The organism is Streptomyces sp. AK02-01A (assembly GCF_033795305.1).
Lineage (GTDB): Bacteria > Actinomycetota > Actinomycetes > Streptomycetales > Streptomycetaceae > Streptomyces.
In genome coordinates this window covers 47,364-62,393 of sequence record NZ_JARBAE010000035.1, presented here as the reverse complement: position 1 = coordinate 62,393, position 15,030 = coordinate 47,364, and the positions used below count along the sequence as shown (strand labels likewise).

16 protein-coding genes are annotated in these 15,030 nt (G+C 68.2%); 6 read left to right on the top strand and 10 right to left on the bottom strand.

Features of this window, described 5'->3' with window-relative positions:
* Position 1: 1 nt before the first annotated feature.
* Positions 2-967 (top strand): hypothetical protein, encoded by a 966-nt coding sequence (locus PV679_RS26945; protein ID WP_319682994.1) that lies wholly within the window; start codon positions 2-4, stop codon positions 965-967.
* 464 nt (positions 968-1,431) lie between these two features.
* Positions 1,432-2,292, top strand: coding sequence for a hypothetical protein (locus PV679_RS26940; RefSeq protein WP_319682993.1), 861 nt, complete (start codon positions 1,432-1,434; stop codon positions 2,290-2,292).
* A 46-nt stretch (positions 2,293-2,338) separates the two neighbouring features.
* Here the strand turns inward: PV679_RS26940 and PV679_RS26935 are convergent, their stop codons facing one another.
* Complete coding sequence (locus PV679_RS26935; RefSeq protein WP_319682992.1) at positions 2,339-3,442, bottom strand: glycosyltransferase family 4 protein; 1,104 nt, start codon at positions 3,440-3,442, stop codon at positions 2,339-2,341.
* 36 nt (positions 3,443-3,478) lie between these two features.
* Positions 3,479-3,964 (bottom strand): NUDIX hydrolase, encoded by a 486-nt coding sequence (locus tag PV679_RS26930; RefSeq protein WP_319682991.1) that lies wholly within the window; start codon positions 3,962-3,964, stop codon positions 3,479-3,481.
* Between the two features lie 73 nt (positions 3,965-4,037).
* Between PV679_RS26930 and PV679_RS26925 the strand changes: the two genes are divergently transcribed.
* Positions 4,038-4,676 (top strand): hypothetical protein, encoded by a 639-nt coding sequence (locus PV679_RS26925; RefSeq protein WP_319682990.1) that lies wholly within the window; start codon positions 4,038-4,040, stop codon positions 4,674-4,676.
* Here PV679_RS26925 and PV679_RS26920 read toward each other — a convergent pair.
* Genes PV679_RS26920 through ribA form a run of 4 tightly spaced genes read right to left on the bottom strand, consistent with a single transcriptional unit; the run spans position 4,670 to position 8,901 of the window.
* Positions 4,670-5,314 (bottom strand): hypothetical protein, encoded by a 645-nt coding sequence (locus PV679_RS26920; protein WP_319682989.1) that lies wholly within the window; start codon positions 5,312-5,314, stop codon positions 4,670-4,672. The genes PV679_RS26925 and PV679_RS26920 overlap by 7 nt on opposite strands.
* A complete protein-coding gene (locus tag PV679_RS26915) occupies positions 5,250-6,422 on the bottom strand; it encodes a hypothetical protein (protein WP_319682988.1) in 1,173 nt (390 codons plus the stop codon). The genes PV679_RS26920 and PV679_RS26915 overlap by 65 nt, the downstream gene beginning before the upstream one ends.
* Positions 6,383-7,714 (bottom strand): glycosyltransferase, encoded by a 1,332-nt coding sequence (locus PV679_RS26910; protein ID WP_319682987.1) that lies wholly within the window; start codon positions 7,712-7,714, stop codon positions 6,383-6,385. Before PV679_RS26910 ends, PV679_RS26915 begins: the two co-directional genes overlap by 40 nt.
* 29 nt (positions 7,715-7,743) lie before the next feature.
* On the bottom strand, positions 7,744-8,901 hold the full coding sequence (gene ribA, locus PV679_RS26905) for a GTP cyclohydrolase II (protein ID WP_319682986.1): 1,158 nt from the start codon (positions 8,899-8,901) through the stop codon (positions 7,744-7,746).
* A gap of 219 nt (positions 8,902-9,120) precedes the next feature.
* Between ribA and PV679_RS26900 the strand changes: the two genes are divergently transcribed.
* A complete protein-coding gene (locus PV679_RS26900; protein WP_319683007.1) occupies positions 9,121-9,567 on the top strand; it encodes an ATP-binding protein in 447 nt (148 codons plus the stop codon).
* Here PV679_RS26900 and PV679_RS26895 read toward each other — a convergent pair.
* On the bottom strand, positions 9,545-10,261 hold the full coding sequence (locus PV679_RS26895) for a 2'-5' RNA ligase family protein (RefSeq protein WP_319682985.1): 717 nt from the start codon (positions 10,259-10,261) through the stop codon (positions 9,545-9,547). The genes PV679_RS26900 and PV679_RS26895 overlap by 23 nt on opposite strands.
* A 19-nt stretch (positions 10,262-10,280) precedes the next feature.
* On the bottom strand, positions 10,281-11,600 hold the full coding sequence (locus PV679_RS26890; RefSeq protein ID WP_319682984.1) for a hypothetical protein: 1,320 nt from the start codon (positions 11,598-11,600) through the stop codon (positions 10,281-10,283).
* Positions 11,601-11,786: 186 nt separating this feature from the next.
* Between PV679_RS26890 and PV679_RS26885 the strand changes: the two genes are divergently transcribed.
* Positions 11,787-12,668, top strand: coding sequence for a helix-turn-helix transcriptional regulator (locus PV679_RS26885; RefSeq protein WP_319682983.1), 882 nt, complete (start codon positions 11,787-11,789; stop codon positions 12,666-12,668).
* On the top strand, positions 12,665-12,907 hold the full coding sequence (locus PV679_RS26880) for a DUF397 domain-containing protein (RefSeq protein WP_319682982.1): 243 nt from the start codon (positions 12,665-12,667) through the stop codon (positions 12,905-12,907). Before PV679_RS26885 ends, PV679_RS26880 begins: the two co-directional genes overlap by 4 nt.
* Before the next feature lie 28 nt (positions 12,908-12,935).
* Here PV679_RS26880 and PV679_RS26875 read toward each other — a convergent pair whose 3' ends face one another.
* Both PV679_RS26875 and PV679_RS26870 read right to left on the bottom strand, forming a co-directional pair.
* The gene (locus PV679_RS26875; protein WP_319682981.1) at positions 12,936-14,648 is read right to left on the bottom strand and encodes a relaxase/mobilization nuclease domain-containing protein; all 1,713 of its coding nucleotides are present in this window, start codon (positions 14,646-14,648) and stop codon (positions 12,936-12,938) included.
* Positions 14,645-14,986, bottom strand: coding sequence for a plasmid mobilization relaxosome protein MobC (locus PV679_RS26870; protein WP_319682980.1), 342 nt, complete (start codon positions 14,984-14,986; stop codon positions 14,645-14,647). Before PV679_RS26870 ends, PV679_RS26875 begins: the two co-directional genes overlap by 4 nt.
* Positions 14,987-15,030 lie beyond the last annotated feature (44 nt).

Sequence of the window (15,030 nt, the reverse complement as noted above, 5' to 3'; positions counted from 1 at the left end):
AGTGAACGAGATTTTCGACGACAGCACGCTTACGGAGATCGCCCACCTGATCTGTGGGGACGAGACGCCGCTGGTCTACCGGAAGGGGCACGAGATTGCCGCGTTCTTTCGGCGGGCGGGCTGGGACGACGTTCCGGAGTACGACGGCACAGCGAGGCACAAGTGGGCCCGGGAACTCCTCCTGGAGCGGCAGGCAGACGGCACAGACGACGCTGGGCGGGCGATCCTGCGTCTGGCTAACCGCCTTGAGTACTACAACCAGCAGCGGGAGTACCACGCCACGCTGAAGAGACTCAGCGAGGTACTTGTACTCGACGGGCGCCGGATCGGCGAGGATGGAGGTCAGCCGCTCCTCGTCCGCTGCGAAGCCGGTTTCCAGGATGAGGTACGACAGCTGCCGCGTGTCGAGTTGAAGGTCTCCGTGACTGACGTGGTGAGCGACCCGGATCTCGCCACAGCCGTGCAGCTTCGGCTGGACGAGGCACGTACCTGCTACGAGCACGGCGCCTACACGTCGGCGATCATCATGCTGGGCAGCCTTCTGGAAGGGGTGCTCGCGTTTGCGGCACAAGTCCGCGTCTCGGATGTACGCATGCCGAAGCCGTTGCGGAGCATGGGGCTGAATGACTTCGTGGATTTCGCGTACAAGAACAAGTGGATCGAGCACGATGCCAAGCTGGCGTCTGAACTCGTCCGGCACTACAGGAACCTCGTCCACCCCCTGGCGGAGAAACGGACCGGACACAGCCCGAACCGAGACACGCTCGATATGTGCTGGCCCGTGGTGAACGCCACGCTGAACGATCTTGCGGCGACAGCGACGGCCGCAGCGCCCCCTGTCCCGCCGTCTGTGCATCCGACAGCCGAGCGGGGCCGTGGCCGCAACCTCAATGCCTCCACACAACGCCCAACGCCAGCCTCTGTCGCTCATCGTCGTCCGGGCGTCGGACCAATGGCAGGTACCTGAACCGAAGGCACTTAACGAGGTACGGGACGATGGCTGAGGCGTGCTGACCCCCTTGAGGTTCAGGTTTGGGCGGTACGGTCGGGGGCGAGGCTGGCGATGGCCCGGCAGGTGTCAGGCACGCGGTTACGGTGGGTGGGTGACGGGAGTCAGTTGCTTCCAGCGTTTGTGAACTGATCCGGGCATGTTCGAGACGATGCGGCCGGACGAATGTCCGTAAGGTTAGCGTCCCGCTATTCGATTCTCTCCTTTCCCCGGCCACCGCCCCGGTCCGCTCATTCTTGGCAGGTTGACGGCTTGGCCGAGACGGTCGCGGCTCAAGTTGCGCTTGCCTCCATCGACGCTACGAACGGCGTCCGGCAACTGCCCAGCTGCTCAACTTGGCGGCGCACTCTGCTACTCAAACGGCCTCCTGAACTGACCACGTAGGACACCGGCTACGAGCGCAGTGGGGCATCATGTCCGCCATGGATCTAGAGGGAGTAGCCGCGCTGTCTGCGGCAGCCGTGGCGCTCATCGGAGTACCCGCCGCCCTGGTTGTCGGCAGGTGGCAATTCAAGGCTGCCTTGCGTTCGGCGGAGGCCACGAGCGAGGCTGGGATTGCCCAGGCCGAGTCGGTTTACCGTGCGGCCTTGGACACTGCCCGGGCGGAGGCAAAAACTATTCACCTACATTGGCGCCGAAGCATTCAAAGGGAGGCGTACGCATCTTTCCTTCTTGCGGTCCAGCGCCTCAAGGAAGTGGCCGAAAGATTCGCTGCGGACAACGAGGAAGTGCTATCTGCCGAGAGTATCGCGGCGGGGAAGACCTCTGCTGATGATGCTCTCGCCGCCCTCAAGGCGGCACAAACGATCATCGAGCTAGAGGGCCCCGATGACGTTGCTGCGCCTGCCGCCGTGATGACTGATGCTGCTCAGGAGATGTCACGCTATCTAAGGGCCCAAGCCGTTTACGCGAGAGCGTGGGGCAAGCTCTCTCGATCTGCGGAGAATCCGTCAACAGTTCTGAGCGCCCCTGCAATAGAACTTCTTCAGAGGCTTTCTCATCTGCGGCTCGTCCATGGGGCGGAGCCGTTTGGGCCCACAGGGGCGGATGCGTGTTTGGTGCACGAACGGAACGCCGCGAGAGGCGCCTGTTACGAGGCTCAGATTGCACTTCCGTCTGGCACCCTTGATGACGATGAGCTCGACGCTCTAATCGCGGGGCATTCGCGGTTCCCCCCAGCCTTGGGCGAGAGATATTTCGACGCAGTTCGTCAATTCGATGAGGCGGAAGGACGCTTCATCCGTGCCGCAAAGGTTGAGCTGCACGGCCTAGGCAGTGCTTGATGCTCAACACGTCATTCTTTCTACCTTCATTTCGCTGAGTTGGCGATCAGTTCGGAGGGAAGTGCGTTATTGCGCGAACGGCCTTGGCTCTCCGGGGCGGGGTCAAACGCTGTGTAACCGTCTCCCAAGCAGCTGCCATCTTGTCCGGCGAGAGGTTGCCAGTCTCGGCCCTCGCCGCAGCGGCTAGCGTTTCGCGACAAGACGGGTTTTTGAGGAGCTTGATGGTGGCGTCCGCGAAGGCGGCCTGGGTGTTCAGGTGGCTGATGTCTCCGTCGATGAGTAGGCCCGTGTGCCCGTGGTGGACTCGTTCGGTGAGGGCGTCGATGGGGCTTGTGATGACCGGGGTGCCGGCTGCGGCGGATTCGGCGGCGCTCAGGCAGAACATTTCGGGGAAGCGGCAGGGGTAGAGGGTGAGGGCGGCCTGCTGTTGGATTTCGATCAGTTCGCTGCGGGGGCGGATGCCGAGGAGGCGGACGCCGGCGGGCAGGGCGTTGCTGCCTAGGAGTTGGGTCCAGCGGTCGTCCGATTCGGAGTTGGTGAAGCCCCAGAGTTGCCAGCCGCTGGTGATCCAGAGTTCCGCGTCGGGGACGGCGGCGCGGACGCGGGGCCAGAGGGCGAGTGCGGCGTCGAGGCCGCGGTTGGGCATGCTCGCGTACAGGCAGATGGGGGCGCGGTTCTCGATGGGGCGGGTGTAGCGGTCGGTCTCTACCGGGAGCGGGATGAGGTGGGTCGGGATGGTGGGATCGTGGGCGTCGATGCGGTTCTGCATTGCCTGGGACGCGATGACAACCGTCCCGCCTCGGCTACCGAAGCGGTTAGTGAAGGCGGCGGGGCCTCGGGGGCGGTCGTCGAGCATCCAGAAGAGGTGGCGGCCGGCCCTCGAATCGGCGGGCCAGAGTGCTTCGTCGAAGCGGACGGCGACTGCCACATCCGGTGCTGGCGCGGTGTCCAGTTCCCAGGTCATGCGCCACGTCACGCCGTCGTAGACGCCAGGTCGGTAGCAGCAGTTGAAGACCTCGACGTGGTGGCCGCGGGCGGCCAGGGCTCGGGTGAGGAGGACGAGCGATGCCTCGCTGCCACCGAGACCCGGGGACTCCAGGTCGGGCGGGTGGAAGCTGGTGCGCTTGGGGTAGTGGAAGTGCCATCGCACGGGCGTCTCCTCGGTGAGTGAGTGAGCGGCGGTCGGTCAGTTGTGCCAGGTGTCCTTGCGGACTGAGGTGGGGACCAGGCCGAGGGTGCGGGCGGCATGGACGGCGCTCGCGGCCTGGAGGAGGCCGTCGATTCCCCAGTCGAGCAGTGCCGGGGCTTTGTGGAGCGGGGTAAGCAGGCGGCCGTACGTGCGTCCCGTGTCTGGGTCCTCGTGGCGAGGGTGGAAGCCGGTGATGCGGGCGGCGTACCGGAGTTGGGCGTACGGAGGCTGTCCGTCCTCGGTGACTTCCTGGTATCCGAGGTAGAGGGGGTCCGCGATGGTGATCTGGCTTTCCTCCTCGCATTCGCGGCTCAGGGTGGCCAGGGCGTCCTCGCCGGCTTCGGGGCGCCCGCCGGGCAGGCCGTAGCGGCCCCCGTCTTCGCGGAGCAGAACACGGCCGGTGCTGTCGAAGCAGAAGCCGTAGACCTGGCGGACGGTGATGCCGGCGGGGAGGGGCTCGGTGATCCAGCGGAAGGTGGTCATGGTGACTCCGTGGTGCGCGTGGTCGTACGGGTGGGCTTGCCGCGAGGCAGGCTGAGGGTGTGAAGTCCTCGTCATGCCCGTGGTGTTCTGCAAGCCTGACGCACTGAGTGGACCGCGCCGCACGGTGACGCGCGAGCGTGCCGTTGCCCTGCTGACTGCGCTGGCAGGGATGTGTTCCGGTACGGGGGCGGGGACGCTCGTCCCCGTACCGTGGCGTTCTGCCGCCGAGCGAGCCGCCGTACAGGTATCAGAGCGGGCCCGCACCGAGACGCCGTTTCAGGGCGCAGTCCGAGAGGGCGGTACGGCGTCCGCGCAGCTCCTGAAGATGGTGGATGCGTTGCCGGCCGGAGTGGTGGCGACGAGCGAGCTGCTGGAGCTCTCTTTGGGCGGGCTCGGCTTCGGGGTGCGGTCGGCGCATCGGCTCGTGCTGGGGGAAGTGGGGGTGGACGCGGTGTATGCGGGCGCCACGACGACCACCGAGTACGAGCCGGTCCGTGCGCGGCTGCTGGAATACCTGGCGGCGGAAGAGGTGGAGGTCTGGGACCTGGAGGCCGGGCAGGCCGCATGCGTACTCCAGTGGTGGAAGACGTATGTCCGTCACCTGCTGCTGGACCGGAGGCCGGGCGAGTACCTGCTGCGGAACCTGGTGCACGTGTGCGATGGGCCCGACGCCGACTACCTGTTGGGGAGGGTCCACGGGACCGGTCATTGATCGCGTTCCCAGCAAGAAGTCGCGTGCCGGGCGATCTGGGTGGCGAGTTCCGCGGGGTCCGTGGTGGTGCTGTCCAGACGCAGTACGTGGGGGACTTGGGCGGTCATGAGGCGGTCGAGGTTGTTGTGCCAGCGGGCGAAAGCGTCTGAGTCGGGGCCGAAGAAGCGCCGGGCGGCATCCTTGGCGGTACGGCCGGCCCCGGCGTCGGCGCGGTGCCGTTCGAGGCGAACCGGGAAGTCGGTGTGGAGCAGGGCCGCTCCGGCGAATCGACCGTGGATGGAGGAAGTGGCTGAATAGAGGCGGACCATGAGGCGGTCGTCTTCCAGCTCGGCGCGGGCCCAGGCCCGGAGGTGCGTACTCACCTTCAGTACGGGAGTGTCGGTGGCACGCGGAGCGATGTGGTCGATGACGGGTTCGGCGACGTACAGACTCCTGCGCAGTAGATCCGTGGCGCTTCCTCTGCCCACGGGCCCGGTGAGGTTGGCGAGGCGGGCGTCGAGGCGGCCGAGTGCGCCGCCGATGAGGGGGCCGATGACGATCTGCGGCTGGAGACCCTGTTGCCGCAGGAGGACTTCAACGATTCGGGTGATGGTCTTCTTGCCGGAGCAGTCCAGCCCCTCCACTGCGTACGGTCGCATCGAGATCTCCTTCGAGGGACAGAGGGATGGGGCGGCGACGCCGTAGTGATTCGGTGACGAGGGCTTCGGCGGCCTGGTGGGCGTCGGGGGTGCAGGCGGCGAGTTCGATCAGGTGGAGGGGGTAGCGGCCGGTCTCGTGGGGCAGGTCGGCGTAGTGCCACGAGTCTTCGTCGTCCGGGCAGCACGGGATAGTGGTGGCGTCCGGGGCCTGGAGCAGATCGGCTACGGCGGTGTGGTGCCCGTAGGTGTTGCCGAAGTGGCGCACGGGGGTGCCGGTGAGTAGCAGGACGGTCTCGGCAAGGGCGGTGAGGCGGGCTCCGGGGAGTAGTTGGCCGCGGTCGAGCAGCTCGATCAGTTGTTCCTCGGAGAGGGCTGTCGGCTTGGTGCCCCGGCCCGTTGCGAGGGGGGCCGTGTCGAGATGGCCGGATCGGGTGTGGAGGCGGACGCGGAGCGGGATGCCCTGGGGGCTGGTGGCGACCGCGAGCAGGGGCCACATGGTGGTGCGATCGAGCGCTGCCCAGCGCTGGAGCACGGCGATCACGCCGCCGGGAGTACGGGCGAGGCCCACGGCGAGGAGATGTCGTGCCGGGGAGTGGGTGAGGCTGATCAGGTTCAAGTCCGGCAGGCTCGGCAGCAGTTGCCTGTGCAGCGCGTCCGCGGCCTGCCATAGGGCCTGGCCCGTGGTGAGAGCGGGGCCGCCGACGGCACAGCGCTCGGCGAAGTCGTCGCGCAGGCGCTCCAGGACCGTGCGTTCGCGTGCCGTGGTCTCGGAGTGGGCAAGCGCCGTGTCGTAGATGCGGCTGATCATGCGTACGGATGGGAGGTCGGAGGCGGGAAGCCACCAGGGCGCGAAAGCGAACCCCGCGTCCGGAGCGGCGAGATCGACCACGCGGAGGCAGTTCGAATCGATGCGCGGTAGGCGGATGGTGATCCCGCCCCGGCGCCGGGGGAACTCGTTCAACAGTCCGTCGCGGTGACCGAGCACATGCCGATGCCGGTGGTGGTGCACGGGCATCCGTGCCGAGGGGTTGACGGTGGGATGCCAGGCATCGGTGATGTCCAGGGGGATCAGAGTGCGGCCCTCCTCTGCTGCTGAAGCAGTTGCCAAGGGTGAGCGGCGGGCTCGTCGAGGCGACGGGCGTAGTGGGCGAGGTTCGTCGCCAGTTCCGCGTCCCTGCGCGCGGGGCTCCCGGATCGAGGCGGGTGGGCACGGTGGAAGACCCCGGTGGACAGCACGGGGACTACGTAAGAGCCGCGGGCGACGAGCTTGGCCGCGAAGCACATGTCCTCCGGACCCCAGCCCACGAATTCGGGTGGGAAGCCCAGTGGACGGGCGGTGGAGGCCGGCAGAGCCAGGTTGTTGCCCTTCACCATGAACGGCAGGTCGACCGGGCCGAGGTGCTGGCCGTGGCCGAACTCGCGGAAACCGTGGGTCTGGGCGAGCGGATAGATGGTGACCGCTGCCGTGACAGGCGTCAGGCCGACGCGCCCTGGCTCGTACCGGGCGATGCTCCGAGTGTCACGTCTTCCGTCGGGAGCCCGGTCGGGGAGGGGCAGGTGGCCGGGCACCTGTTCGCGCAAGGAGACCGTGATCAGGTTGGGGGCGACGAGGTGGCGGGCGACGTGCTGCTGGAGATAGTCCGGGGCGAGGTGGGTGTCGGCGTCGCAGAACACCAGCAGCTCGTAGCGGGAGTGCGCCATCCCGAGGTTGCGGGCTCCGCCGCTGTAGAGGCGGTCCGCGCTGTGGACGAGCCGGATCTGCGGCGGGAGGCCGGTGGGCAGCCGAACGGGAGGATCGTCGGCGTCGTCGACGACGATCGCCTCCCACGGAGTGTCCGGAGTGAGGCGGGAAGCGGCTCCGGCGAGCGCGGAGAGAACGTCGGGCAGCACCTCGTGCACCCCGCGAGCCGGAAGGATCACGCTGATGCCTCCGCGCCAGGGCAGCGAGCGGGCCCGGAAGGTATCCATGGGACCCAGACCGAGGGCCTCAGCGGCGTGGTCGAGGGGGCGGTAGTCGTTGCTGCGCGCGGCAAGGGCCGCTGCGGTGGTGGGTCCGGCGGGGCCGAGCGGCGGGATGTCGGGCCAGCCGAGCCACCCTGTCACCGACCACGGGTCGGCGACCTCCGCTTCGTACAAGACGCCGAGAGCCAGGGGCCGGCCTCGCTCGACGATCAGCAGCCGGACGGGTCCGACCAAGGCGGGCGTACGGCTGAGGAAGGCCAGCAGTTGCCTCGATGGAGCGTGGCACCACGTCCGGCCGCGTCGCACCCAGCTCTGACGGCCGGGAGCGGCGAGCCGTACCAGCCTTGTGGCGAAGGGGAGTTCGGCTACAAGCTCCAGTGGCGCGTATCCGGACTGTGCCCAGCGGCCGGCCAACGCGCCGGGCTGCAAGCCTTCCACCGCGGGCAACCCCATGGGGCGAGAGCCGATCATGACGCGCGCCCTGCGAGAAACGGATCGGTCAGGCCGGGCAGCTCGTGGCCCATGCGGTCCCGCTTGGTCCGCAGGTAGTCGAAGCTGTCGATGGTCGGTGCGACGAGCAGCGGTACCTGCTCGGTCACCCGGACACCCAGTTCTCGCAGTGCCGATGTCTTGCCGGGGTTGTTGGACAGCAGACGTACGGAACGGACACCCAGGTCGGCGAGGATCTGCGCGGCGACCCGGTAGTCACGTGCGTCGGTCGGCAGACCTAGGGCGGCGTTGGCGTCGACGGTGTCAAACCCGGCGTCCTGGAGCTCGTACGCCCGCAGCTTCGCCAGCAGTCCGATGCCCCGGCCCTCGTGTCCCCGCAGGTAGAGGACCACTCCGGCGCCCTCGGCGGCGACCGCGGCAAGCGCGGCGTCCAGTTGCGGGCCGCAGTCGCAGCGCAGCGAGCCGAGGGCCTCCCCTGTCACGCACTCCGAGTGCACGCGCAAGAGGACCTGTTCACCGTCATATACCTGGCCCAGGGTGAGGACGAGCTGTTCGCCGCCCTGGAGCAGGTTTCGGTACCCCCGAGCGGTGAACACCCCTTGAGCGGTGGGGATTCGGGCCTGTGACACGCAGTTGAGCCCGTCAGCGAGATCGGCACGGCCTGCGGCCATGGCCGCAGGCCGCTCGTCACGCTTCACCGCGGTCTTTCGGTGGGCTTGCTCCCGTACGGCCATGAGGATCAGCCCCATGGTGTTCTGGCCTTGGCCGTCGCAGACGCCCCAGAACCGGTCGCCCCAGTCGTTGCCCTCGATCAGTTGGGCGCTGCCGGTTCCGATCAGCCGCTCCCGAAGGTCGGGGGCTCGGAACTTCTCCTCCACCAGGGTCCGCATCACAGCGACCTTGGCCTCTTCCCAGTCCGCGCGGTTCGCGTTCCGACGGCCCAGCGACTTGGCTTCGTCGGGGCCGGGCGTCGTAGCGATACGGACTCGGATCTGTTCGTCGGTGGTCTTGGCCGCCTGATAGGCGTGTTCGACCGTGGGGTACGGGCGGTTGTCCAGGTGGACCGGCGCGGGCGAGTAGTTCGACAGGAACTCCCACGGGCCGACGAACCGGTCGATCACAGAGGGCACGGGCGGGACGGGTGTCGGCGGGGCGGTGGGTACGGAGTCGGTCACGGTGATCTCCTCGCGCGAAGTCGGCGGCTCGAATGCCCCGACCGGGGCCGGGGAGTTCGAGACTCCCGCCACGCGAGCGGCGTCTCCACGCCGTGGATACGCCGTTTCGCCGCCGTCGTGAAGGCGTCGAAACGGCGGGCCAGCGTCGTGGAGACGCGCCCCGGACAAGCGGAATCTGAGGGTCACGTCCCTGTCGTGCGACCGGAAGAGCGGACCGTGATGGCGAACACCCCAAGCCCTGCGAGCCGGAACCCCCCCACCCACTGGGTACTCCTGGCCGGTCAGGCCGAGCCGCTGGCCGTTGCCCGCGAGCGGGTCCGCGACCTGCTCGCCGATGTCGTGTCCTGCGTGGACGACGCGGTCCTGGTCACCTCTGAGTTGGTCGGCAACGCCGTCCGGCACACGGCCGCCGGTCCCGATCGCCTGACGATCGAGATCGATGCGCACCATGTCGTCGTCTCGGTCCACGACTCGGAGGACGACCGCGGCGGCGTGCGTCCTCCCGCCCTCTCCGATCGTGACCCGCTGGCGGAGTCCGGACGCGGGCTGCGGTTGGTGGAGATGCTGACAAGGCGCTGGTACGTGGAGGCCACCGCGACCGGCAAGGCCGTGGTTGCGGTCCTGCCGCGCCGTGAAGTGCTGGTCAGCCGAGGGGCAGGCTCTTGATCACATCCCACCTGTAGGCCCGTTCCTCGCGGCGGAGTTCCACCAACTGCACCTCATGGACTTGTAGTTCCACGGGAGGGCAGCCGCGCAGCCCTGTGACGGTCTTGATGACCGGGGCGGCCGGGCGGGGCTTGTTGTTGTAGGCCAGGCTGAGATGGGGCCGGAACAAGGCGGTCGCCTTACGAGGAGGCAAGCCGAACGCCTGCATGGCGTCGTTGAGGACGGCGTGCAGTGCCACCAGCTGGGCCCAGGGGGTCACCGACAGGCGTACCGCCCCTCGGGAACCCGCCAGCGGAATGGCCCGGAGTGGGAAGGCCGGCGGAAGGAGGGGTGCCGTCGTGCTGATCAGTTCATTGAGGCGGGCGGGGGAGAGCGCGGCGGGGGAGCCGATGCGGGCCAGCGTGATGTGGAGTCCGTCGTCCGGTACGGGGTCCAGACCGAGGGGGGAGAGCGCATGCTGGCATTGCTTGGCGAGCGCCGCCAGCTCCGGGTTGCCGGGGAAGGCGAGCAGCCAGTAGTACGCGCGGGTCCCCAGTGCCCACCCTGGCCGGGCCCAGTGGTCGACCATGGTCTCCACAGCGTCGAAGGCTGCCTGGTCGTGTGCGGCGAGCACCGCGGGATCGCTCAGGTCGGCCGGCGGCCGGACCGGGAAGGCGGCGGGGTCGGCGCTGAGAGGCATGTGCGGCGGAGACACCCGGCGAACTCCTTCGTGATCACCGCGCCACTACGGGCGAGGTCCGACAGCCCCAGGCGCGGAGCTGTTCGCCATACTCGCGTACGGCAGGCCGGGACCGCCAAGGTGCCGCTCGCTCGTACAGGTCTTGGGAGCGTTGCCGCACCGAACTGATGGGCAGCGGGGCAGCGAAGGCGACCGCCTCCCGGCCCAGGGTCATGGCGTGCTCCACGTCCGGCGCCCGCTGCTGGAGCAGGGCCGTGGCCACGTCCAGACGAACAAGGGAACGACTCCAGGCCGAGTCGGATTCCTCGATCAGTTCGTCGAGGTGTTCGGCCTCCCGCAGCACGTGAGCGGCATCTTTCAGAGCGACCCGCGCGGTCACCGCGTTGGCCAGAGTGCGGGCCCGGCCGTACGGGCCGAACGAGATGCAAGAAGTCAGCCCGGGTGCCACGTCGTGCCGGTCGGACAGGTCGAGGGCCTGGCGGATCGCCCGCTCGGTCCGCTTACGGTCGCCGAGCTTGGCCAGTGCGCGGGCGCGGCCGTTCACCAGCAACCGGATGGCTTGTGGATGGTTCGGCGACCGGTCCACCGCTGCGGCGGCGCGTGCGTCGGCCTCGTCGTATCGGCCGGTGTAGTAGAGGGCGAAGGACAGGGTGCCGCCGGCCCACAGTTCGGTGTCCAGATCGCCGATCGCCCGACTCAACTCCAGCGCTTCCGCGCAGTACGCCTCGGCCAGCGGGAAGTTACCGGTGTTCACCGCCATGTAGCCGAGCAGTCCGCCGGCCCTCGCGGTGATCCGGAACAACTCCCGGCGAGCCGACGGTGGCTGCTGACCGGCAAGGAGGGTGTGGCCGAGTTTTCGGAGGCTCTTCGCTTGGCCCGACAGTCCGTGCGGCCCGTCCATCTCGTAGCGGTCGGCGATCTCGTCGAGCTGGGAGGCGAGCAAGGTCAGCGTGGCCTCATCGGCGTTCCCACAGCTCAACTCACGCGCGCGGGTGATGATGCCGACCGGATTCTCGTCGTCCGCGACCGGACAGACGGCATGAACGAGCGAGATCTTCGCAGGCTCCGGAGCTGCTATTCCGTGCTCCGCCGAGGTCGGCGCGAACAACTCCTCGGCGGTCCTTCCCAAAAGCTCTTCGAGGACTCGACAGGTATCGGGACGCGGCAGGTTCTTCAGCTCCCCACCCATCCACCGGTCGAACTGTCGTGACGACACCGCCACGGAGGCCAGCCCGGGGTCGTCGACCTCGGCGGCGAGCCGCCGGGCCGCGCGGAGGAACTGTGCCTCGAACGCCCTGTGCGTCGTGAGATGCCGGGCTTCGAGTAACTGCCTCAGAAGCGTGATCCGGGGCACCAGGGAACCTCCAGACGCGTGGGCGGAACATCAGTCCGTCTGCGGACGGTACGCACGCACATCAAGCCGAGCGGGCGGGCGTCTGACTGAGGAAAGCATGCCCACGCAACCGTAACTAGGCAATATGTCTGGCGAAGTTGGCCCGATCGGGTTGTCTCGGATCATGGGGCCGGACACACTGCCTCTATGGCACTGAAGAGGACGCTGGTACCCCAGTCGGTCTACCGACGCCAGCTCGCCGCGCGCCTGCGCGAGTTGCGGGGAGCCGCCGGTTTCACCCTCGCCGAGGTCGCCGAACGGATCGAGGTCAACCAGGGCACTCTTAGTCGTGTCGAGACCGGTGAACGCGGCACCACGCCCCTGCTTGTACGTGCCCTCCTGGATTGCTACACCATCACCGACACCGCTCTGCGTGACGACATCCTCGATCTGGTCCGCGCCGACAAGGAACAGCGAAAGCCCTGGTGGCGGAAGTACTCCGCAGTTCTCACCGCTACCCGCTACGACGGCTACCTGGCCCTGGAAGCAGACGCCACGGCACTGTCGAGCTACCAGCCCATGCTTGTCCCCGGCCTCCTCCAGACCGAGGACTACGCACGGGGCGTCATCGCACAGATGCGTCCCGACCTCACTCCGGCGCAGGTCGAGGCGTTGGTCAAGGTTCGCCTGGAACGCCAGGAGAGCCGCCTGGGCGGTGATCATCCGATCGAGCTCTGTGCGGTCCTCGACGAAGCCGTCCTGCGTCGTACCGTCGGCTCGGACAGCGTGATGCGCGACCAGTTCGCCCATCTCGTCCGGGTCGGCGAACTGCCCAACGTCAACGTCCAGTTGCTGCCGTTCTCCCTCGGCGCCCACCCGGGGCTTTACGGGCCGTTCGTCATCCTCACCTTTCTTCAGCCCACGGGCCCACTGGTCTGGCTGGAGAATCCCAAGAACTCCGTGTACCTGGAGTCCGAGAGCGACGTCGGGAACTACACGGACATCTTCGACCAGCTCAGGGCCTGCGCCCTCAGTCCGGCCGAAACACGCACCAGCATCACCCGCACCGCCGAGGAGCTTGAACAGTGAGCACAGCACCGCCCCGCCGTCCCCGCCCCGAAGACCTTGGAACGGCGTGCTGGCGAAAGAGTTCATACAGCGGTGGCGCCAACGACTGCGTCGAGGTGGCCGACTTCGGCTCGTACGCGGCGATCCGCGACTCCAAGAATCGCGGCGGGACTCCCCTGGTCCTGGCCCGATCCGCCGTGGACGAGCTGCTGAAAGCGCTGAGCCAGGGGCCCGTTCGCCGGGGTCTCCCGCATTTCTGAAGCTTTCCCTGGTCGCCGGTCGTCCGGGTCACCGTCGGCGGATGCGCACATCTTCGTAGCGGGGGGCGGCAGGTACCGCGGGAGCGGGAACAGGACTCGGCGTCGGCTTTGACTTCGGAGGCCGGGTGGGCGTGGCGACGTATCCGAGGTGGTGCAGCCGCCAGACCACGACCTCGCTCGCCGAGTTGGCGCTGTGGAGTTCGCGCTCCCCGACGGCCTTGGCCAGGAGGGCCGCAGTGTCGAAGCCTGCTCGTTCGGCTTGGTCGAGTACGGCCGTCAGCGCCTCCCATCCTGGTTCGGATTGGAGACGGTCGGCGAGGTGGGGGAGCGCGGTGCGGACGGTGGCTGCGTGGCGTTGTCGGTCTGATGCCAGAAGGCGTTCACCGTGGGCACGCAGTGTGGCCAGAGGGCCGGCGGCCGTGATCTGGTAGGCCGTACGCAGATGGAGGGATGCGCGTTGGGCGGCTTCAGCCTGCTGGGCATTTCCACGGGCGGCGTGCCAGTGGACGGCGGCGACGACGGCAAGGATCATGACGTCGAGGATCAGCGAGGTAGCGGCACTGTCCTGGCCGTGACCGAAGGCGGCGCCGGAGTGGACGATCTGGCGGGCCGCTCGGCGCAGGGCATGCATCTCCTCGTTCTTGGCGAGGATGTGCGAGCGGGTGGCGCGCTCGAAATGCCTTGCCGCTTCTCGTAGTTCCCCCCGGGTGGTGCTGGCCGAGGTCTGGGCGAGAGCGTCGATCACCTCGCCCACCCCGATCAAGTGGGCGGCTGCCGAACCTTCGTCCCCTGCCGTCAACGAGGTGAGAGCCACGTCGGCGGTCTGTACGGCGGCGTAGCGGGCACGGGCCGGTGCCGAGGCGCCGCTGCGGTCCAAGGTTGTGGACTGCGGATCGGTCTCCGTGGAGGCCGCGAACCGCTTGCGGATGCGGGGCAGGGAGAGGTCCGGGGCGAGCGTGGATCCGGCGTACCAGATGGGCTCGCGGTCCTTGTTGCGGTCGCCGACGATGGCGACGTTGTAGCCGAGCACGTCGCCGGAGGGCGCGACACGCATCTTGATCCGGACGCCTTCGGCGGTGAGTCGGTCAAAGAACTCCGCCTCGCCGACCGCGCCGGCCAGGGCGCGGCGGACGTGCTCACGCAACAGCTCCTTCGACGCGGCTTCTTGTCCGAGGCGCTTGGCCTTGTGGCGTTCCGCGCTGCTGGGGCGTATCGCGGCAGTACCGTCGCCCGACGCGACCCTGCGCAGGCCGTAGTCGACTTCGATGCGGCGGGCCTCGGCTTGCGCGCGGCGGGCCTCGTTGTGCAGTCGAGGCCGGCGGCCGTCGTCGCGCACCAGGGTGGCGATGATATGGATGTGGTCGTCGGCGTGGCGGACGGCCGCCCATCGGCAGGCTTGTTCGTCGCCGTCGGGGGCGATGCCGGTGGCGGCGACTGTGCGGCGGGCGATAGCAGCCCAGTCCTCGTCGGAGAGGGTGGGATCCTCGGGGCTGGAACGTACCGACAGATGCCACACGTGCTTCTCGGGGCGCCTGCCTTCTGGAAGAGCGTTGACGGGCTGATCGAGTAGGCGCTCAAGCTGTGCGTAGGTGGCGCTGGGGTCGCGGCCAGGGTCCGGAGCCAACGGGTCGAAGGCGGCGACCAGGTGTGGGTCCACGTGTTCCTCGTGGGTGCCCGGTCCGTAGAGGTAGCGGATCAGGCCGACCGTCTTGCTGCCGCGCTTGTGGATGCTGGGGATCATGCCGGGGTGTCGCCATCGCGGTGGGCGAGCAGAGCGTCGGCAGCGTCTTCCATACGGCGGGCCGCGCGGTGGACCGCTTGAGCTGTGGCCTCGAGGTGGGGCGCGCGATCGCCGGAGTTCAGAGCCTTGGCGACTTGATTGAACAGGCCGTGGATGCGGCCGAGGTGCCGACGCGCAGCGAAGACCTCGCCGATGACTTCCCGCTCGGTGGCGATCTCGGCTGCGGTACGGGTCAGGTCGCGGGCTGCTTTGTCCACGGCGTACGCGAGGAAGGCAGCATTGCTCATCCCGCACTGGTCGGCCGCCTGGCTGAAGCGTGAGAACTCGGCGTCGTTCATACGGCAACTGGGCTGATGGAGTCGCTTGAGCGGCTTCGGCTGAC

Excerpts from the sequence above, each read along its gene's own strand:
- PV679_RS26940 (WP_319682993.1), top strand. The coding sequence starts at position 1,432 with ATGGATCTAGAGGGAGTAGCCGCGCTGTCTGCGGCAGCCGTGGCGCTC.
- PV679_RS26930 (WP_319682991.1), bottom strand. The coding sequence starts at position 3,964 with ATGACCACCTTCCGCTGGATCACCGAGCCCCTCCCCGCCGGCATCACC.
- PV679_RS26925 (WP_319682990.1), top strand. The coding sequence starts at position 4,038 with ATGCCCGTGGTGTTCTGCAAGCCTGACGCACTGAGTGGACCGCGCCGC.
- PV679_RS26920 (WP_319682989.1), bottom strand. The coding sequence starts at position 5,314 with ATGCGACCGTACGCAGTGGAGGGGCTGGACTGCTCCGGCAAGAAGACC.
- PV679_RS26900 (WP_319683007.1), top strand. The coding sequence starts at position 9,121 with ATGGCGAACACCCCAAGCCCTGCGAGCCGGAACCCCCCCACCCACTGG.
- PV679_RS26885 (WP_319682983.1), top strand. The coding sequence starts at position 11,787 with ATGGCACTGAAGAGGACGCTGGTACCCCAGTCGGTCTACCGACGCCAG.
- PV679_RS26875 (WP_319682981.1), bottom strand. The coding sequence starts at position 14,648 with ATGATCCCCAGCATCCACAAGCGCGGCAGCAAGACGGTCGGCCTGATC.
- PV679_RS26870 (WP_319682980.1), bottom strand. The coding sequence starts at position 14,986 with ATGAACGACGCCGAGTTCTCACGCTTCAGCCAGGCGGCCGACCAGTGC.